An 18,972-nucleotide genomic window follows, 5' to 3' on the forward strand; every position below is an offset into this window, starting at 1 on the left:
GCGGGCTTTCCCGCAGCCGTTGGCATTTGTCGCACGTACCGGTCTGCTTGCCTTGTGGCGCCAAGCGACTACTATCGGGTGGACGAGGGCAAAGAAACACCGGCCGGTGGCTGGCGGGGGCCGCGACCGGACTCGGTATTCTTCGTGGAATGTTGCGCTGCAATATCGTTTGTTCCGCCGATACTTCGCGAAATAGATCCGAAATTACAAAGACTTTCCGAATTTTCCGACAGGACGAATGCGGCTCGGAAAAAATCCTGTTGCGTTGCACAAGATAATCTGATTCCATGTGAACGTTGCACAACGGAGGCTTAAGCTGCCGGTAACCAGGCAGGGCATAGTCTCCAAGACGTAAAATGATGGAGGCAGCATTGGGTCAGCATTCCAAGCCGACTGACGGGGCCGTAACCCTCGCGGAACTGCGCGAGTTCGCCTCCTTCCCGGCTGCAACGCAGCGTTACATCCGCCGCTCTCTCGATGTCGCCTTCCATCGCGGCGCGCCCATGGAAACCTGGGGACGCGACGTGGTCGAGGCGGCGAGCATCAAGGCGCAGAGCCGGCTCTATGGCAGGCTGGACGAGATCAAGGCGCGGGTGCCCGATGATAGCGGCCTGGATCAGGTCGAGCCGTTCATGGCACCACTGGTCACCGTCTCCGCCTTCGACCTTGGCCAGAACCGGCTGAACAGTTTCTCGGCCTATCGTTTCCTCTACGAGCGTCTCATCGGCGCAGGGTCACGCCCCTGGCTGCCCGGCGCCTTCTGCGCCGCCGCCAGCCTGCCGCACCTCCACCCCGAACGCCGCCGGGCACTGCTCCAGTCGATCAGCGAAGCTGCCGCCACGGCTGCGGGCTGGTCGAGCCGCGAGCCGAGCTTCTACCCGGAATGGGTGGAAAAGGTGGATGTGAGCAAGGAGCCGCACTGAGGGCTGGCGTGCCGCTGGTTCAGGCGACCTGACGGTACATTCAAAAACGTCGTCACCCCGGACTTGATCCGGGGTCCCGCTACCTTCTGCACTTAAGAGCGCAAGCCCGTTCCGGTAGTCCCCATCCAACGCATCACAAGAAGCTTAACCCCGGATCAAGTCCGGCGTGACGAAGCGGGGTAGGGCGGCCCTACTCTTATGCGGCGCCATCGGTGTCGCTCACTCCGCCGCCAGCAAATCCTCCGCCGCCTGCAGGTCCACCGACACCAGCCGGCTCACACCCTGCTCGATCATCGTCACCCCGAACAGCCGGTGCATCCGGCTCATGGTAACGGCATTGTGCGTCACGATCAGATAGCGGGTCGCGGTATCCTGCACCATCCGCTCCAACAGCCCGCAGAAACGCTCGATATTGGCATCGTCCAGCGGCGCATCGACCTCGTCGAGCACGCAGATTGGTGCCGGATTGGTTAGAAATAATCCAAAAATAAGGGCGACTGCGGTAAGAGCCTGCTCGCCGCCCGAAAGGAGCGTGAGCGTTGTCAGCCGCTTGCCCGGCGGCTGCGCCAAGATTTCAAGACCGGCCTCCAGCGGATCATCGCTCTCGATCAGTTCCAGATGCGCGCTTCCGCCCTGGAAGAGTGTGCTGAACAGGCGTTGGAAATGGCCGTTCACGGCCTCGAAGGCCGCGAGCAGCCGTTGCCGCCCTTCGCGGTTGAGATGGCCGATGGAGCCGCGCAGCTGGTTGATCGCGGTGGTGAGTTCCTCGCTTTCGGCGCGGCTCCTGGTCTGCGTCTCCTCCAGCTCGGACAGTTCCGAGGCGGCGACGAGATTGACCGGGCCGATCCGCTCGCGGTCCAGCACCAGCTTGTCATAGCGGGCCTGCTCTTCGGAGGCGGCGACGACCTCCTCGCTCGCGAAGCCAAGCTTGCTCGGCAGCACGGGGGGCGGGCAGGAGAAGCGCTCGCCGCAGGCCTGGCCGATTTCCCGGCGGCGCGCGACGGCATGTTCGGCGCGCGCCTGCGCTCCGGCCCGCGCCTCGCGGGCGGTGGAGAGAGCTTCGTTGGCATTGGCGAGCGCCTTCTCGGCGGCGATCAATGTCGCCTCGGCGGCGGCTTCCTCGCTACGGCTGCGCTCGACAGCGGCCTGGTGGTCGCGAGCGGCCTGCGTCAGGGCATCGAGTTCCGTCGCCAGCGCTGCGGGCCGATCGCGCAGCCCGTCCAGTTCGCTGGCCTGCGCTTCGGCGCGCGTCTTCATCTCGGCGACGCGGCGCACGGCATCGCCAGCGCGCGCTTTCCAGCCCGCCACATCGCTGCGGATCGCCTTCACGCGCTCCTCATCGGCGGCCAGCGCCCGCTCGGCCATGGCCCGCTCGGCCTGCACCTGGCCGATCGCGGCCCGGCACCGTTCCGCGCCGGACTTGAGCAGATCGACGCGCGCAGCGGTGTCGTCACCGGCCGGGAGCGCATCATGGGTAGCCTGCGCGCTCTCCAACTCGCGCTCGGCGGTGGTGAGATCGGCAGAGGCTTCCTGTTGGCGCCGGTCGAGGTCCGCCCGCTGTCCGGCAAGGCGTTCCAGTGCGGTCGCCACTTCGCCGAGCGTGCGCTCCGCCCCGCGCAGGGCCGTGTCGGCAGCGCTCATCGCCTCGCGGGCAGCGCGCTCGTCGGTGCCGGCTTCGCGCAACGATGCCTCAGCGGCCGCCAAGGCCTGCTCGGCAGCGCTGACGGTGGCGGCGACGGCAGGCCGCTCCCGCTCGATCGCAGCAAGGCGGTTGATGCGGATCAGCCGCTCGGCCGCCGCGCCACCGCCCTCCTGCGCCACAAAGCCGTCCCAGCGCCGCAATTGCCCGTCGCGCGTGACAAGGCGCTGGCCCACCGCAAGCGGCTGGCCGTCATCCTGCTCGACCACGGCGATCTGGGCGAGACGGCGGGCGAGTGCCTCGGGCGCGCGCACATGGGAGGCGAGGGCATCACATCCATCCGGCAAAGCGGGGTCGCGCGCATCGATAGCGGCGCCGCTCCAGCGGGCCAGACCTTGCGCCCCCAGCGCGGCCTGCAAATCGTCGCCCAGCGCGGCGGCGAGCGCGTGCTCATAGCCGGGGTCGACGCGCAGCGCATCGATGGCGCGATCACCGCTGCCCTGCGTCTCCAGCCCGCGGGCCAGTGCCTTGGCTTCGCTGTCCAGCGCGGCGACGGTGGCGCGGGCGGCGGCGAGCGCGCGCTGTTGCTCGGCGACCGCCTGCGTATGCGTCTCGCGCGCCTGCGCAGCGGCGGCGATGCGCGCCTCGGCATCGGTGCGCCCGGTGAGGGCATCGGCCTTGGCTTGCTCGGCCGCGCGCTGGCGGGTGGCGAGCGGCGCGGCATCGGGCAGGGCGGTGAGGGCCGAGGCGATCCGCTCGGCCTCGCCGCGGGCGCGGGCGAGCTTCTGCCGCGCGGCATTCAATCCAGCCTCGGCAACCCGGCGCTCAGCCTGTTCACCGGCCAGTCGCGCCATGGCTTGTGCCAGCGCAACCTCGGCATCGCGGCTGGCCGTCTCGGCCTCCGCGAGACGCGTGACGAAGGCCGGCAGCGTCGTCTTCGCCGCCTTGATCCGCTCGGAGAGCGTCGCATCCTCGGCCTGCAGCGCCTCGATGGCATTGGCGGCATCGGCGGCAAGCGCACCCTCACGTTGCTGGTCTTCGCTCACGCGGGCGAGCTGGCTTTCCAGCTCGGCGATCCGGCGCAGCAGGGTATCGCGTTCGCCTGTCAGCCGCTCCAGCGCGAAACGGGCCTCGGTCGCGGCTTCTCGCGCCTCGTTGGCGGCGCTGCGTGCGCGCGCCAGTGTCTCGATGGCGGACTGCTGATGAGCGGCGGCGCCCAGCTGCGCCTCCTGCGCCACCCGCACCAGAGCCTCGGCCTTCTCGGCATCCTGCGCGGCGCGGTCGGCTTCGGTCGCGGCCTCGCGATGGCGGGCGAAGAACACGCGGCCCTCGGCCAGCACGATCTTTTCGCTCAATTCCGTGTAGCGCTCGGCGGCCCGCGCTTGTCGACGGAGCGCATTGGCGCGCACGTCCATTTCGGCAAGGATCTCGTCCAGCCGGGCGAGGTTGGCCGCGCTGGCCCGCAATTTCTGCTCGGCATCCTTGCGGCGCACATGCAGGCCGGCGATGCCCGCCGCTTCTTCCAGCATCGCGCGGCGCTCGGCGGGCTTGGCGGCGATGACGGCGGCGATCTTGCCCTGGCTGACCAGTGCCGGGCTGTGCGGACCGGTCGCAGCATCGGCGAAGAGCAATGCGACATCCTTGGCGCGCACGTCCCGCCCATTGGCGCGATAGGCGCTGCCCGCGCCCCGCTCGATGCGCCGCATGACTTCCAGCTCGCCATCGCTGCCCATGTCGATCGCCGGCAGCACGGTGCCCGGCGGCACGCTGGCGAACAGTCCGACTTCGGCAAAATCGCGCGCCGGGCGGGTGGCGGTGCCGGCGAAGATCACATCGTCCATGCCGCCGCCGCGCATGGATTTGGGGCTGGATTCGCCCATCACCCAGCGGATCGCCTCCAGCAGATTGGATTTGCCGCAGCCATTCGGCCCGACGATGCCGGTCAGCCCCGGCTCGATCCGCAACTCGGTCGGCTCGACGAAGCTCTTGAAGCCGGTCAGCTTGAGGCGGCGAATCTGCATGGCTTAGCGGGCAGGGCGGCCCAGCCGGACTGACCCAGCCTGCGAGGCGGTGCGCCGTCCGACGCCCCCCCCGATGCTATGGCCCCCCAGCCTCGCCAATCAGGCGCCTGCGTTCTTCAGCTGCTCGACGAGCTGCGGCCAAGTCGACACATTGTCGAGCTTGCTGCCGTTCATGATGAAGCTCGGCGTGCCGGTGATGGAATATTGCGCCGTGTCGCGCTCCACATTGGCGGCGAGCGTTTCGGCCGTCTTGGGGTCGGCGAGGCACTGGCGGGCCTTGGCCTCGGGCACGCCGCGCTCCATGGCGAACTCGATCAGCCCGGCAGCCTCGGCCATGCGCTGGAAGCGCTGATCCGGCGCGGCCGACATCGCGTTCTTATACGCATCCTCGCCGGCGGACTGCAGCTTCTCGATGATCGCCTGCTGATTGGTGAAGAACTGGTGGGTCAGCGGGAAGAAGGCTTCCGGCCCGGTGCAGCGGGCCAGCATCGCCATGCTGATGTCGAGCGGGTTCATCACGAAGTTGCGGAACTCGAAGCTGACCTTGCCCGTGTTCACATAATCGCGCTCGAGCACATCCTTGGATTCCTCGGAGAAGTGCGCGCAGTGCGGGCAGGTGTTGGATGCGAACTCGATGATCTTGATCGGCGCATCCGGGTTGCCCATGCGGATGCCGCCCTCGGGCGTCGCGACGACCTGCTGCGCCCATGTGGTCCCCGCCGGCGCGGCCTTGCCCTCCACCTTGCCGATGGGCGCGCTCGAGTTGCTGTCCTGAGAGCCGCAGGCGGCGAGAGCCAGCAGAGCGAGGGCGAGCGGGGCGGTAGCAAGGCGTTTCATGGGACGGATGGGCCTCATCGATCGGGGGGACGGAAAGTGGCTGTGCGGGCCGGTCTAGCTCACTTGCCGGACGCGGGCAATGGCGGCAGCAGGGGGCGCAGCGCGTCCCACGTATGCACATTCTCCAGCGGTTTGCCGTTGAGCAGGAAGAAGGGCGTGCCGGTGAATTCCTTGATCGTGCCGGCGCTGGAGGTCAGCCCGAGCACCGTCTTGAGCATCGCCTCGTCGGCCAGGCATTTGCCCTGCGCCGCTGGCGTCAGGCCGCGCCTGGCGAGGAGCGGGCCAAGGCCGGTGCCCTCGGCAATGGCGGTCAGCTGCGCGGCGCGATTGGCGGCCGGCGGCTTGCCTTCCTGCGCCTGGGCAAAGCTCTGCGCGCGGGTCATCCAGGCCTGATAATCGGCGAACATCGCTTCATGATTGCCAACGAACCGCGTCGCGCCGCCGCAGCGCGCGAGCAGCGCCGCCGTCAGGTCGAAGGGATCGCGCACGAAATTGCGCAGCTCCAGCGAGACGAGGCCGCGCCGGATCCACTGGGCCTTGAGCGCGGGCGTTCCGGTCGCCTGAAAATCCGCGCAATGCGAGCAGGTGTAGCTCAGATATTCGACCAGCTTGGTGGGCGCCGCCGGATTGCCGACCACGAAGGCGCCGTTCGCACCCAGCGTTACGGTCTGGCTCCAGTCGCGCGTCGCGCTGCGCTGCGCACTGGCGGGGGCTGGCAGCAGCAGGGCGAGGGCAAGCGTCAGCGCCGCAAGGCATAGGGCACCCAGTGCGGCGATCTGTCGGGAGACGGACGAAGCTGGCGAGATGACGGTCATGGGCATGGTCCCGTGGTGGAAATTTGGCTTAGCTGATCTTGGGTGGGCGCACAGGGTTGGAGAAGCTGCGCGCCATTGATTCGAGCACGGTGCGCAGTTCCGGGTCGCTCACTTCGCGCAGGCCCTCGCCCAGCTCCTGGGGGATCGGGCGCAGCATCGTGGGCGGCGGGCGATGCACCGGCTCACGCGGGATGACCTGGCCCTGCTTGATGGCGACGCGGGAGACGGCCTCATAGCCGAAGAAGCGGTTCACCCGCTCGATGATCTCCGGCACGATATGCTGGACCATCGGCGCATGGCCGCTGGCGACGGTCAGCTGCAGTGTCCCGCCCGAGCGCTTGCCGGTGGGGAAGCGGATCGAGTCGGGGCTGGTCAGCTCCGCATAGCGCTTGCCGACAATCTCGGCCCAGCGCGTGACGATGCTCGATTGGATGAAGCCGAATTTGCGGAAGGCGGCCCGGCCAATGTCCGGCATGAGATCGGAAATCGCGCGGGGCGCGTTGATTCGCGGCCGTTCCTGCGGAGGCGCCTCGGCCTTGCCGGCCCCATTGGCCTTGCGCGCGGCCGGGCGTTTGGCCCGGCTGGCCTTTGTGGGCGCCTGCGCATCTGGGGTGGCTTCTGTCATGGCTGCGTCCATGCCATAGGCACGCCATGGCCGTCGATGGATTAATCGCAACGCGGGGGATGGAAGAGGCGGTCGCGCCGGCGTTGCTGGCGCATTATCGCCGCCATGCCCGCTCGCTGCCCTGGCGCAGCCCGCCCGGCGCGTCCCCGCCGGCCCCGTACCGCGTCTGGCTCTCGGAAATCATGCTCCAGCAGACGACGGTGGCGGCCGTCGCGCCTTATTATGAGCGCTTTGTGGCGCGCTGGCCCACGGTCGAGGCGCTGGCGGCTGCCGAGGATGGCGATCTGATGGCCGCCTGGGCAGGTCTTGGCTATTATGCCCGCGCCCGCAATCTGCTGGCCTGCGCGCGCTATGTGGCAGGGGCGCTGGGCGGGCGCTTCCCTGCCGACGAAGCGGGATTGCGTGCGCTGCCGGGAATCGGGGCCTACACAGCGGCGGCGGTCGCCGCGATCGCCTTCGAGCAGCGCGCCGTGGTGGTGGATGGCAATGTCGAGCGCGTAGTGAGCCGGCTGTTCGCGGTGGAGACGGCTCTGCCGGCCGCAAAGCCGATCCTGCGCGCGCTGGCCGCCCGCATCACGCCACAGGATCTTGCCGGCGATTTCGCGCAGGCCATGATGGATCTGGGCGCGACGGTCTGCACCCCGCGCAATCCCGCCTGCCTCGCCTGTCCGCTCTCGGAGCTTTGTGCCGCGCGGGCGACGGGCGAGCCGGCGCGCTATCCGCTCAAGGCCGCGAAAAAGGCGCGCCCGACGCGCGGCGGCACCGCCTGGTGGGTGGAGACCGGCGATGCTGTCTGGCTCGTCCGGCGACCGGACAAGGGCCTGCTCGGCGGAATGCTGGCGCTGCCGACCAGCGACTGGAGCGAGGCGCCAGAGTCTCTGCCGCTTGCGCCGTTGGCGGGCGGGTGGCGCGTGCTCAACCAGCCGGTGCGCCATGTGTTCACGCATTTCGCGCTCGACCTGCGCGTGGCCATGCTGCGGATCGAGGGCGAGACCGACCCTGCCGCGCTTGCAAGCGCCCTGGGGCCGGGCCAATTGTGGCCCCTCGACACGCTGGCCGATGCGGGGCTGCCCACCGTCTTTGCCCGGGCGGCGCAAGCAGCACTGGACGCCAGAGAGCAGGAGAATGCGCATCATGACCCGGCCTGATCTGCCCGCGCGGCAGGCAATCACCTTCACCGGCGGCACGCTCGACCGCGCCGATCAGCTGCGCGTGCACCCCGACCGGCTGGCCGGGGCCTGGGCCGATCCGCGCGCGCGCATCGTGCAACTCGATGGGCTGGACCCGGTGATCGAGGCAGATGGCACGCTCGCCAGCGAGCTGGTGCCGCCCGGCGCGGTGCTGGCCGACCACGCCCTGCTCGGGCTGCGCGAGGATGGCACGCCGGTCTTTGTGTCGCTGCTCGTCGAGCACAGCGTCGAGCCCCCGAGCTTTCCCGCGAAAGTGTGGGACATCATCCCGCAGCTCACCATGGCCGAAGCCGCGCATTATGCGGCGGCGCGCAGCCTGGTGGACTGGCATGATCGCCACCGTTTCTGCGCACGCTGCGGCGGCGATACCCATCCGATCAAGGCCGGCTGGGCGCGCCAGTGCAGCCGGTGCAGCGCGGAGCATTTTCCGCGCACCGATCCGGTGGTCATCATGCTGGCCGAATATCGCGGCAAGGTGCTGATCGGGCGCAATCCGCGCTTTCCGGCCGGCCGCTTTTCCGCACTGGCCGGCTTTGTCGAGCCGGGCGAAACCATCGAGGAAGCCGTGCGGCGGGAGCTGTGGGAAGAATGCGGCGTGCGCACCGGGCAGGTCGACTATCTGTTCAGCCAACCCTGGCCGTTCCCCTCCCAGCTCATGGTCGCCTGCATCGCGCAGGCCAATGATGACGCGTTGACGCTGGATGAGGATGAAATCGCCGAGGCCATCTGGGTGAGCGTTGAAGACGTCCGCGCCGCTCTGGCCGGGGAGGAAGGCGCCAGGTTCCTGCCGCCGTCCCCCATCGCGGTCGCCCATCACATGCTGCGCTACTGGTTGGAGAGCAGGCAGACGGAACAGCCGCCCGCTGCCTAATCGCGGTGCCGAAGCATCCAGTCGCCGGATTGCTCGCTTTGCGCCTGTCGCAAGGCCGCGTCTCGGCCCAATCCGCCAAAGCGCGGCAAAATGATGCCGAGGCGGGTGCGCTCGGCATCATTGCGGTGCGGCGCCGGCGCGGCGGCGTCCTTATCGGAAGATTCGAACAATGAAAACGCCGCCGACATGCCGTTCCGTCCGGGTCAGACGGCCGAAACGCTGAGCGTGCGCGGCTCTGCCGGGGGCAGGCCTTCGCTCTTCGCCTGCGCCAGCAGCTCTTTCTTGCGGGCGAGCATCCGGTCGCGCAGTTCCACCAGGTCGACGTCGGTCTTGCGGCACTGGGCGAACATGCCCTTGGAGGGCTGTTCCTCCTCCTTGACGTGATGCTCGATCTCTTCCGAGAGCACCTTCACCTTGGCATCGTAGAAATCTTCCTGCGGAGAGCCGGCTTCGATCTCGTTGATCAGCACCTTGGCGCCGTCATGCTCGACATAGGCCTCGTCCATGAGATCATCTTCGATCTTGCCGCGAAAGGCCGGATAGAAGATCTCTTCTTCCAGCATGGTGTGGATCTTGAGTTCGGTGCAGATTTCCCGGGCCAGCGATTCCTTGCGGCCAGCCGCATTGGCCTTCTCGAACTTCTCGAACAGATCCTCGACCGTGCGATGATCCGCTTTGAGCAGGGCAATCGCGTCGGTGAATGTTTCAGTCGCCATGAGATGCTCCTGTGGGTTGATGTTATCAACAAAAGGATCGGCAAGGCCTGGTGGTTCCCTATAAAAAATGTTGCTGTCCTCGGTTCGTCGCAAAGCGGGGCGGCTGGTCGGAAGGCACCTGACGCAGCCGCATTGCGTCGCCTCGCCGCGGGAGCTAAAGCGCGGCCTTTCATCAGACATCATTCGGACCGCGTCTTTCATGCTCAGCCTTAACGAAGCTCTCGATCGCGCCCGGTCGCTGGTCACCGCGGCCCGCAAGGCGGGCGCGGATGCGGCCGACGCCGTCTATGGCTGCGATGCCTCGTCCGGCGTGACGGTGCGGCTGGGCGCGCTGGAGGATGTCGAGCAATCCGAGTCCGAGCATTTCGGCCTGCGCGTGTTTGTCGGCCAACGCTCGGCCAGCGTCTCTTCATCGGACCTGACGCCCCGCACGCTCGAAACCTTGGTCGAGCGCGCCGTGGCCATGGCCCGCGAGGCGCCGGAAGATGCCTATGCCGGTCTCGCGCCCGAGCAGATGCTGATGCGGCGCCGGCTGCCCTCGCTCGATATCGAGGATGATGAGGAGCCGACGCCGGCCCAACTGCGCGAGAGGGCGCTGGCGGCGGAAGATTCAGCACGCAGCGTGCTTGGCGTGACCAACAGCGAAGGCGCCGGCGCGGGCTTCTCCCGCGCGCAGGCGGCTCTGGCCACCAGCCACGGCTTCTCGGGCGCTTATGCCGGGACTAGCCATTCGCTCTATGCCAGCGTGCTGGCGGGTGAGGGCGCCGCGATGCAGCGGGACTTTGCCAGCCACAGCGCCCGGCATCTCGATGATCTGGAAGGGCCGGACAGCATCGGCCAGCGCGCCGGCGCGCGCGCGGTCTCGCGGCTCAACGCGCGCCGGGTGCCGAGCGGTACGATGCCGGTGATCTTCGATCCGCGCGTGGGTAACAGCCTGATCGGGCATCTGCTCGGCGCCATCGCCGGGCCATCCGTCACCCGCAAGGCGACATTCCTGCTCGACAGCCTCGGCCAGCGCATTCTGCCCGAGGGGCTGAGCGTGATCGACGATCCGCTGCGCGAGCGGGGCCTGCGTTCGCGCCCGTTTGATGGCGAAGGACTGCCAACTGGGCGGCGGCGCCTCATTGATGACGGCGTGCTGACCGGCTGGATGCTCGACAGCGCCTCGGCCCGCCAACTCGGCCTTGATCCCACCGGCCATGCCACGCGGGGCGGTGGCTCGCCGGGGGTTGGCGCGAGCAATGTGCATCTGGAAGGCGGCACGGCCAGCGTGCGCGATCTGTTCGCGGACGTGAAGCGCGGCGTATTCATCACCGAACTGATCGGCCAGGGCGTCAACGGCGTCACCGGCGATTACAGCCGGGGCGCCTCCGGCTTCCTGATCGAGAACGGCACGGTGAGCCACGCCGTGTCTGAAATCACCATCGCGGGCAATCTCAAGGAGATGTTCGGGCGGATCATCGCTGCGAACGATCTCACCTTCCGCCGCGCCATCAACGTGCCCACCCTGCGCATCGACGGGATGACCGTTGCCGGGGAGTGAGCCCCCCTCTCTGGATCTTCTGGCCGATATTCTGGCCATAGCCGACGCTGCCGGCCTGCTGGCCATGCGTTTCTGGGAAGCCGGCGCACCCATGCACGGCCATTGGGAGAAGCGGCCCGGCGAGCCGGTGAGCGAGGCCGATCTCGCCGCCGATGCGCTGCTGCGCACACAGCTTGGCGCGCTTCTGCCCGACGCCGCCTGGCTCTCCGAGGAAAGCGCGGAGACGCCCGGACGTGCCGGTGCCCGGCGCGCGTGGATCATCGACCCCATCGACGGCACCCGCGATTTCGTGCGGGGCCGGGCGGGCTGGGCGGTCTCGGTCGCATTGGTGGAGGATGGCGTCCCGACCGTCGCGGTGCTGACCGCACCGGCGCGCAACGAGCGTTGGTGGGCGGTGCGCGGCGCCGGTGCCTGGCGGGAGCGCACGGGGGCACAGCCGGAGCGGCTCGCCGTGGGCGATCACGCTACGCTCTCGGGCGCACGCGTGCCGCTCGATCATCTGGGCGGCATCGATATCGACTACCGGATGGTCGCCAAGCCCAACAGCATCGCCCTTCGCATGGCGATGGTGGCGGCCAATGAAGCCGATCTGGTGGCAGGCTTGCGACGCGGGGCGGAATGGGATCTGGCGGCCGCGACCCTTATCGCGCAGGAAGCCGGCGCCCGCGTCACCGATGCGCTGGGCGAACCCATCATCTTCAACAAGCCCGACCCCTATGTGACGGGGATGCTCTGCGCCGTGCCCGCCTTGCACGATGCGGGCCTGGGGCGGCTGCGCGCGCGGGCGCTCAGGCTGCTCAAGCAGGGATGATCGGATTGTCTGGGCGCGGCTGCGCTCAGGCCTTGAGCCGGACGACCTGCCGCAGCCGCGATTCGCGCGCGAGGCTGAGATAGGCCTCCACCAGACGATCGTGCATCAGGCGCTGTGCAGGTTCCGCGGCGACTTGCGCCAGACGGCGATGTTCATTGGCGCGGTTGCGATAATAAGCGTGACGTGACGGAATCATGCATGTCCTCCCGCCTGCCTCTTCAGCAGATCGCGCCCATGCAGAAATTGATCGGGATCAAGCCTGTGAAACGGGCGCGCCTTGGCGTGGTCGGTTCCAGAGCGATGGATCACGCGGCGCGGGCGGGTAGAGGCTGGTGCGCCGACCGGCCTGCGTACCGGCTCGGAGCAGCCAACCCAGCTTCTCCGCCTTGCTGGTGAACAGGCGCCGACGCAGCGCCTCCTGCGGGTCGGCGGCGACCTTCCGGGCAATGCCGCCATAGATGCCCGCGGCAGCCAGCACCGCCCATGCCGAGCGGAACGGCAGCTTTGGGGTGCCAAGCCGGGCGCTGTCTTCATAGCGCGCCGCCATCGCCGCCACGCGCCCCGTGACCGCCGCGAGGGCTGGGCGCTGCTCCGCCGCCATAGGGTCGGCCGGGTCGATGCCAGCCTCGATGAGCCAGTCCGCGGGTAGATAGCAGCGCCCGCCTGCCGCATCCTCGGCGACATCGCGGGAGATATTGGCGAGCTGGAAGGCCAGCCCCAGATCGCAAGCGCGGTCCAGCGTCGACTCGTCATCGGGCGCGACGCCCATCACAATGGCCATCATGCAGCCGACCGCACCCGCGACATGGTAGCAATAGCGCAGCAGATCGTCCTCGGTCTGCGGTCGCCAGCCCTGCGCATCGAGCGCGAAGCCTTCGATGAGATCGTCCATATAGCGGCGCGGAATGGCACATTCGGCCGCGACCAGCGCCCCGCCGGCAAAGGCAGGATCGTCCAGCCCGGCCCGCCCCGCGAGAGCGCGCTCGGTTCGCGCGCGAATGTCCGCCAGCCGGGCCATGGGGTCGCCGGTCGCCTGCATGGTCCCGCCATGATCCTGCCCGTCAGCTATGTCGTCGCAGGCGCGACACCAGCCATAGAGCAACCACGCCCGCTCGCGCGTCTCCCGGTCGAACAGCCGCGAGGCCGTGCGAAAGCTCTTCGACCCCCGCGCAATGCTCTCCTGCGCGAGACCGACAAGGGCAGGGCGTTGCTCCAGCATCTAGCCCCTCCCCTTCAGGGGAGGGGATGGGGTGGGGGACGGCGCTGCCCAACGGGCTGGTGCTGAATTCAAACGCGTCAGTATTGCCTCCAGAACCTCGGTCAGATTGATGCGCACATCTTCGTTAGTGAACCGCAGAACGCGATGACCTTCCGCGGTTAACGCAGCATCCCTGCGCGCATCTTCTTCCGGATCGTGCGTATCGCCATCCACCTCGACGATCAGCTTTTTGGCGGGGCAGAAGAAATCCACAATGAACGGCCCCAGCACATGCTGCCGACGAAATTTGTGCCCGCCAAGCTGGGACCGACTCAGATGTCGCCAGAGAATGATCTCGCATGGCGTCGCCTCGTGCCGCATCGCTTTTGCGTGGATCAGAAGGCGTGCATCTTGCGTCACGGGCGCTCCCCACCCCAACCCCTCCCCTGAAGGGGAGGGGCTCATGTTTCCCCTCAAAGCCGGTCGACCTTCATCGCGAAGATCGTCTCATGGGGCGTGTAGGCGGCCATCGCGTCCAGCAGGTCGTCCAGCGTCTCGCGGGCGATGAGGATGTTGGCGTGGGGCGGGCGGATGAAGCCGGTTTCGATCATCTGGCGATTGAAGCCGATCAGCTGATCGTAGAAGCCGCCGGTGTTGAGCAGCCCGACCGGCTTGTCATGATAACCAAGCTGCGCCCAGCTCACGGCTTCCCACAGCTCGTCCATCGTGCCGACGCCGCCCGGCAGCGTCACGAACCCATCGGAAAGCGTGGTGAACAGCGCCTTGCGGCTATGCATATCCGGCACGACGTGCAGTTCGGTGAGGCCGCGATGGGCGACCTCGGCATTCACCAGTGCCTCGGGGATCACACCGATCACCTCGCCGCCGGCCGCCAGCGCGGAATCCGCAATGGCGCCCATCAGTCCGACCTTGCCGCCGCCATAGACGACGCCGATGCCGCGCCGGGCCAGCCCGGTGCCGACGGCGCGCGCGGTCTCCATGTAGATCGGGTCGGGCGGGGTGGCGGAGCCGCAATAGACGGCCAGCCGGTTGAACGATGTCATGCCAGATCCTCGAGCATCAGGGCCGCCGTCGCGCGGGCCGAGCCGACGACGCCGGGAATGCCGGCGCCCGGATGGGTGCCCGCGCCGACAAAATAGAGATTGTTGATCACATCGTCGCGATTGTGGGTACGGAACCAGGCGCTCTGGGTGAGCAGCGGCTCCAGGCTGAAGGCGCTGCCCAGATGCGCGTTGAGATCATGGGTGAAGTCGCTCGGTGCATAGGAGAACTGCACCTTGATGCGCGAGCGGATGTCCGGGATCAGCCGGCGCTCGATCTCGTCGAGAATGCGCCCGGTGAGGATCGGCCCCACCTCGTTCCAGTCCACTGGCAGCTTGCCCTGATGCGGCACCGGGGCGAGCGCATAGAAGGTCGAGTGGCCCGGCGGCGCCAGATCGGGGTCGGTGACGGTCGGGTGATGCAGGTAGAGCGAGAAATCCTGCGACAGCACGCCATGGTCGAAGATGTCGGTCAGCAGTTCCTTATAGCGCGGGCCGAACAGGATCATGTGGTGCGGGATGCCCGGCCAGGTCCCCTCGATGCCGAAGTGGACGACGAACAGGCTGGGGCTCCAGCGCTTGCGGAACAGCTTGGCGCCCTGCCGCTGGCCGCGCGGATGGTCGGCCAGCAGGTCGGCATAGCTGTGCATGATGTCGGCATTGCTCGCCACCGCGTCGGCCTCAATGTGCAGGCCTGAGCGGGTCACGACGCCCGTCGCGCGATCACCCACCGTCTCGATCTTGGCGACCGGATCGCCGAGGATCAGCGTGCCGCCCAGCCGCTCGAAATGCGTGACCATGCCGCGCACCAGCGCATGGGTACCGCCCTTGGCGAACCAGACGCCGCCCTGCTTCTCCAGCTTGTGAATCAGCGCGTAGATGGCGCTGGTCGTCATCGGGTTGCCGCCGACCAGCAGCGTGTGGAAGCTCAGCGCCTGGCGCAGCTTCTCGTTCTTCACGAAGCTGGAGACCATGGAATAGACGGAGCGCCACGCCTGATGCTGGGCGAGGTCCGGCGCGGCCTTGAGCATCGACTTGAAGTCGAGGAAGGCGACATGCCCCAGCTTCTCATAGCCCTCGCGATAGACCTCGGCGCTATAGGCGAGGAAGCGCTGGTAGCCGGCGATGTCGGCGGGATCGAGCTTGGCGATCTCGCGGTTGAGCGCGGCATCGTCATTGCCATAATCGAAGGTCGTGCCGTCCTGCCAGTGCAGACGGTAGAAGGGGCTGACCGGCAACAGCGTCACGTCCTGCGCCATGTCGTGGCCGGTCAGGCGCCACAGCTGGGCAAGGCAATCCGGGTCGGTGATGACGGTCGGCCCGGCATCGAAGGTGAAGCCCTCCTTCTGCCACATATAGGCGCGGCCGCCGGGCAGTTCGCGCCCTTCCACGATAGTGGTGGCGATGCCCGCCGATTGCAGGCGCAGGCCGAGGGCAAGGCCCGCAAAACCGGCGCCGATGACGATGGCTGTCTTCATCCGCGTGTCGCTCCAAGGGCTGAAATGGCTCGGCTGACGGGAACAGGAGGCTTCCCGGTCAGAACGCGCAGCTTGTCGAAAAGGGTGCTCTGCCCGGCATAAAAGCGGGCGATGAGGGATGGGTCAAGCCGGTAGAAGCGCGCCAGCACCCGCCAGCGCTCCTGCGGCTCGGCGGCGCGGAAGAGCAGCCGCGAGAGCATCCGGTAATAAGCCTGGCCCCGCCAGTGCGCGGCGCCGCGCGCGCGCATCGCCTGATGCAGGGCTGGGCCGGAAAGATCGTCCATCGCCGCGATGGCGAGCGCGTTGCGCACCGCGTCCGGCAGCGAATAGCCGGTGAGTGCGTGGAAAAAGCCGCCGCGCAGTCCGGCCTTGGCGACGCCGGGGGACTCGGCCTCCCACAGCCGCGCGAAATCGCCGCCCATGCACACGGGCAGCACGCCGGTCTCGCTATGGCCGCGCGCCGCGCCCTCCCAGCCCTGCGCCTGGGCATAAGCCGCAATTCTCGCCGCGAGCAGGGGCTCATCCAGCGCCGGGCCATCGGCATAATAAGTGTCTTCGATGAACAGCTCGGTGGGGGAGAGCGGCAGGGTGTAGACGAAGCGATAGCCGTCCTGCTGATCGACGGTCGCGTCCATGATGATCGGCTCGGCAAGGCCGTGGGGGGTATGACACAGCCAGCTCGCCCCGACGAATTTCTGATAGCCCAGCTCCAGCGCGCTCATGTCGCCCGGCCCGCGCGCATCGATGACGCCGCGCGCCTCGATCACGCGTCCATCGGCCAAAGTGACGCTGTTCGGCGTGAGTGCGGTTGCCGCCCGGTCGAACAGCAGGTCACCCTCCGGCATGGCGCGGTGCAGGCGCATCCCCAGCCGCTCGCTGGTCAGCGTCGCATAGCTGCTCGGCAGGCGCCGCTCCTGACCCGGGAAGCGCACGTCATAGCCGCCCCAGCCATGCACGATCAGCGGTTCGATCAGCCAGCGATCGGCGGACGCGACATCCTCGGCAAAGCAGGACCAGAGCTGATTGCCGCCGGCGCGCGCGGCTTCCTCGATCACCACGACGCGCAGCTCAGGTCGCCGCGCGCGCAGGGTCAGCGCGATCAGGCTGCCGGCAAGGCCGCCGCCGACAATGGCCAGATCGATAGGTCGTGCGCCTGTCATCCGCGCAGCCCTAGCCGAGGGGGAGGCGCTTGGCTATCGGCCAGTGATGGGTGAACGATGCCCGAAGGGGCGGGGGAACTCATCCCTGCGCTTGGCGAGCGACTGGCGCGAACGCTTTACCGATTATCGTTTCCCTCGCAGGCGGGGCTCCCTATAGCATCGCCATGCAGCCCGCGATGCTGATCCTTGCGTCCATTCTGGCGATGTCCGGCATCATCGCGGTGCGTTACCTGCTTTCCAGTGGCGGGTTCGCGCTGGCGACCCGGATGACACGCCCCGGCCATTATGCCGGGCTGCGCCGGCAGATCGGTGCGGAAATCCGCTGGTCGCTCCTCTCGGCGCTGATCTTCGGCCTGCCGGCAGGGATTGTCGCCTGGGGCTGGCAGAGCCACGGCTGGACGCTGATCTACACGGATGTCGATGCCTACCCGCTCTGGTATCTGCCGATCTCGGTGCTGCTCTATCTCGCCGCGCACGATACATGGTTCTACTGGACGCACCGGCTGCTCCACCGCCCGGCCTGGTTTCGCGTCGCCCATGCGGTGCATCACGCCAGCCGGCCGCCCACGGCCTGGGCGGCGATGAGCTTCCATCCGTGGGAAGCGGTGACCGGCGCAGTCGTTATTCCGTTTCTCGTCTTCGTCATTCCCATTCATGTTGCGGCACTGGGGGTGGTGCTAACGGTGATGACTGTCATGGGCGTCACCAATCATATGGGCTGGGAGATGTTCCCGCGCTGGCTGGTGAACGGCCCCGCCGGGCGCTGGCTGATTACCGCTTCCCACCATGAGAAGCATCATGAGCAGTATCGCTGCAATTACGGCCTCTATTTCCGCGTGTGGGACCGGCTGTGCGGCACGGATCGCGGCCTGTCTCCCCGGTTCGCGCCGACACCGGCGGGAGGCTCCGCCGCCATGCCGCACAATGATGACCCCGCGCCGGCAAGGGATAATGCTGCATGATGTTCTTTGACGGTGCCGACCATGGTCTGGCGCGTCGTATCGCACGACCGCTGGTGCTGACCGGCCTGCTGCTCTCGCTCGGCGCGCCGACCCTGGCGCTGGGCGAGGATGGCGCGGCCACCGTCCGCACCGCCGATGCGGTCGTTCCGGCGGCGGCGGGCCAGATCGACGTGCGGTTCGAGGGCTTGCGGTCCAGTCGCGGCATGTTGCGCGCCTGCCTGACCAAGGACCGCTCCCATTTCCCCAAATGCGAGAAGGACCCACTCGCCCTCACGGCCAGCGTTGCGGCGGGCGACCATGCCGAACTTCTGTTCGCACGCGTGCCGCCCGGCGACTATGCGCTGCTCGTCTTCCACGATGAGAACAGCAACAGCCGGCTGGACACGATGCTGGGCATCCCGCGCGAGGGGGTCGGCTTTTCGCGCAACCCCCGCCTGCGCTTTGGCGCGCCGGGCTTTGAGTCCGTCGTCCTCACCATCACCCCCGGCGCGGCGAAGCAGACGGCGGTGAAGCTGCAATATTTCCTGTAACGCCTTGTGCGGTCAGGGCGTGACGGTCGGACCCTGCTGCTGGGCCTCACGCTGCGCCTTGAGGCGCGCGGCCTCCTCATCGGCCTTGGCCTGCGCTTCGATCTGCGCGGATTCGGCATCGAGATTGCCGAGCCGCTCCTCGCGCGCCTTGGCGACGGCATCGGCCCAGGTGCCGGAACCGAGCATCTTCTGGCGCTCCTCGCGCGCCGCACGCGCGATCTGCGTGAAGCAGCCGGTGAAGCCAGCCGAGCCGGTGGGCGAGCAACTGTCCGTGCCGGACGCGCCGACATATTCGATCGAGCGGGCGCGATTGGCCCAGCTTTGCACGGCCGGGCTGTTGGGGTCGGTGCGCAGTTCCTTGGGGATGCGGTAGCGATCATTGTCGGGCATCCGCGCGCAGACGACGATCTCATCGCCCTCGCTCGCCGGGCACGGGTCTTCGCCATAGACGAACACCTGCTTCACCTTCGCGACATCCTCCGGCCCGGCGGCGGCAGCGGGAGCGGCCGGGGCGGCCTGCGCGAAAGCAGGGACCGCAAGAGCGAGGCTGAGGGGGAGTGCAAGGACGAGGGCACGCATCGACAGGTTCCTT

The 18,972-nt window shown here is 67.9% G+C and carries 20 protein-coding genes; 7 read left to right on the top strand and 13 right to left on the bottom strand.

The annotated features are described in order from the left end of the window. The first annotated feature begins 359 nt into the window (after window positions 1–359). Window positions 360–923, top strand: a complete 564-nt coding sequence (locus M2337_RS06930) for a hypothetical protein (RefSeq protein WP_413715159.1) — start codon at window positions 360–362, stop codon at window positions 921–923. 219 nt (window positions 924–1,142) lie between these two features. Here M2337_RS06930 and smc read toward each other — a convergent pair whose 3' ends face one another. The 4 genes from smc to M2337_RS06950 form a co-directional block, all read right to left on the bottom strand. Then, complete coding sequence (gene smc / locus M2337_RS06935) at window positions 1,143–4,583, bottom strand: chromosome segregation protein SMC (RefSeq protein WP_264569617.1); 3,441 nt, start codon at window positions 4,581–4,583, stop codon at window positions 1,143–1,145. 99 nt (window positions 4,584–4,682) lie between these two features. Next, the gene (locus tag M2337_RS06940) at window positions 4,683–5,420 is read right to left on the bottom strand and encodes a DsbA family protein (protein ID WP_264569618.1); all 738 of its coding nucleotides are present in this window, start codon (window positions 5,418–5,420) and stop codon (window positions 4,683–4,685) included. A 59-nt stretch (window positions 5,421–5,479) separates the two neighbouring features. Beyond that, window positions 5,480–6,235, bottom strand: a complete 756-nt coding sequence (locus tag M2337_RS06945) for a DsbA family protein (RefSeq protein WP_264569619.1) — start codon at window positions 6,233–6,235, stop codon at window positions 5,480–5,482. 28 nt (window positions 6,236–6,263) lie between these two features. Further along, complete coding sequence (locus tag M2337_RS06950) at window positions 6,264–6,860, bottom strand: DUF721 domain-containing protein (protein ID WP_264569620.1); 597 nt, start codon at window positions 6,858–6,860, stop codon at window positions 6,264–6,266. A 26-nt stretch (window positions 6,861–6,886) separates the two neighbouring features. Between M2337_RS06950 and mutY the strand changes: the two genes are divergently transcribed. Both mutY and nudC read left to right on the top strand, forming a co-directional pair. Further along, window positions 6,887–8,008, top strand: a complete 1,122-nt coding sequence (gene mutY / locus M2337_RS06955; protein ID WP_264569621.1) for an A/G-specific adenine glycosylase — start codon at window positions 6,887–6,889, stop codon at window positions 8,006–8,008. Continuing rightward, window positions 7,995–8,921, top strand: coding sequence for an NAD(+) diphosphatase (gene nudC, locus M2337_RS06960; RefSeq protein ID WP_264569622.1), 927 nt, complete (start codon window positions 7,995–7,997; stop codon window positions 8,919–8,921). The genes mutY and nudC overlap by 14 nt, the downstream gene beginning before the upstream one ends. Here the strand turns inward: nudC and M2337_RS06965 are convergent. Both M2337_RS06965 and M2337_RS06970 read right to left on the bottom strand, forming a co-directional pair. Then, entirely contained in the window at window positions 8,918–9,091 is a 174-nt protein-coding gene (locus tag M2337_RS06965) for a hypothetical protein (RefSeq protein WP_264569623.1), read from the bottom strand. The two genes, nudC and M2337_RS06965, sit on opposite strands and share 4 nt — an antisense overlap. 33 nt (window positions 9,092–9,124) lie before the next feature. Next, window positions 9,125–9,637, bottom strand: coding sequence for a hemerythrin domain-containing protein (locus M2337_RS06970; RefSeq protein WP_181558900.1), 513 nt, complete (start codon window positions 9,635–9,637; stop codon window positions 9,125–9,127). A gap of 199 nt (window positions 9,638–9,836) precedes the next feature. Here M2337_RS06970 and M2337_RS06975 point away from each other — a divergent pair, with 199 nt between their 5' ends. Next, on the top strand, window positions 9,837–11,180 hold the full coding sequence (locus tag M2337_RS06975) for a TldD/PmbA family protein (protein WP_264569624.1): 1,344 nt from the start codon (window positions 9,837–9,839) through the stop codon (window positions 11,178–11,180). Beyond that, on the top strand, window positions 11,167–11,991 hold the full coding sequence (locus tag M2337_RS06980; protein ID WP_264569625.1) for a 3'(2'),5'-bisphosphate nucleotidase CysQ: 825 nt from the start codon (window positions 11,167–11,169) through the stop codon (window positions 11,989–11,991). Before M2337_RS06975 ends, M2337_RS06980 begins: the two co-directional genes overlap by 14 nt. A gap of 25 nt (window positions 11,992–12,016) precedes the next feature. On the opposite strand, the gene M2337_RS06985 is transcribed toward M2337_RS06980, so the two are convergent. From M2337_RS06985 to crtY, 6 genes are read right to left on the bottom strand one after another with little or no spacing between them, the layout of a single operon-like run. Next, window positions 12,017–12,187: a hypothetical protein gene (locus M2337_RS06985; protein ID WP_264569626.1), complete on the bottom strand. Its 171-nt coding sequence runs from the start codon at window positions 12,185–12,187 to the stop codon at window positions 12,017–12,019. A gap of 57 nt (window positions 12,188–12,244) precedes the next feature. After that, window positions 12,245–13,210 carry a phytoene/squalene synthase family protein gene (locus tag M2337_RS06990; protein ID WP_264569627.1) on the bottom strand — a complete coding sequence of 322 codons (966 nt, stop codon included), beginning with the start codon at window positions 13,208–13,210 and terminating at the stop codon, window positions 12,245–12,247. Beyond that, window positions 13,211–13,609 carry an endonuclease domain-containing protein gene (locus M2337_RS06995; RefSeq protein ID WP_264569628.1) on the bottom strand — a complete coding sequence of 133 codons (399 nt, stop codon included), beginning with the start codon at window positions 13,607–13,609 and terminating at the stop codon, window positions 13,211–13,213. Window positions 13,610–13,662: 53 nt separating this feature from the next. Next, window positions 13,663–14,253 carry a TIGR00730 family Rossman fold protein gene (locus tag M2337_RS07000; RefSeq protein WP_264569629.1) on the bottom strand — a complete coding sequence of 197 codons (591 nt, stop codon included), beginning with the start codon at window positions 14,251–14,253 and terminating at the stop codon, window positions 13,663–13,665. Then, the gene (locus M2337_RS07005) at window positions 14,250–15,728 is read right to left on the bottom strand and encodes a phytoene desaturase (RefSeq protein WP_181558906.1); all 1,479 of its coding nucleotides are present in this window, start codon (window positions 15,726–15,728) and stop codon (window positions 14,250–14,252) included. Before M2337_RS07005 ends, M2337_RS07000 begins: the two co-directional genes overlap by 4 nt. Next, window positions 15,725–16,888, bottom strand: coding sequence for a lycopene beta-cyclase CrtY (gene crtY / locus M2337_RS07010; RefSeq protein WP_264569630.1), 1,164 nt, complete (start codon window positions 16,886–16,888; stop codon window positions 15,725–15,727). Before crtY ends, M2337_RS07005 begins: the two co-directional genes overlap by 4 nt. Window positions 16,889–17,064: 176 nt before the next feature. Here crtY and M2337_RS07015 point away from each other — a divergent pair, with 176 nt between their 5' ends. Further along, a complete protein-coding gene (locus tag M2337_RS07015; protein WP_264569631.1) occupies window positions 17,065–17,850 on the top strand; it encodes a sterol desaturase family protein in 786 nt (261 codons plus the stop codon). Continuing rightward, a complete protein-coding gene (locus tag M2337_RS07020; RefSeq protein WP_264569632.1) occupies window positions 17,847–18,380 on the top strand; it encodes a DUF2141 domain-containing protein in 534 nt (177 codons plus the stop codon). Before M2337_RS07015 ends, M2337_RS07020 begins: the two co-directional genes overlap by 4 nt. A 12-nt stretch (window positions 18,381–18,392) precedes the next feature. Here M2337_RS07020 and M2337_RS07025 read toward each other — a convergent pair whose 3' ends face one another. Next, on the bottom strand, window positions 18,393–18,959 hold the full coding sequence (locus M2337_RS07025; RefSeq protein ID WP_264569633.1) for a hypothetical protein: 567 nt from the start codon (window positions 18,957–18,959) through the stop codon (window positions 18,393–18,395). Window positions 18,960–18,972: the final 13 nt, after the last annotated feature.

Origin of the sequence: Sphingobium sp. B2D3A (assembly GCF_025961795.1) — a bacterium.
In the GTDB taxonomy this organism is placed as follows: Bacteria; Pseudomonadota; Alphaproteobacteria; order Sphingomonadales; family Sphingomonadaceae; genus Sphingobium.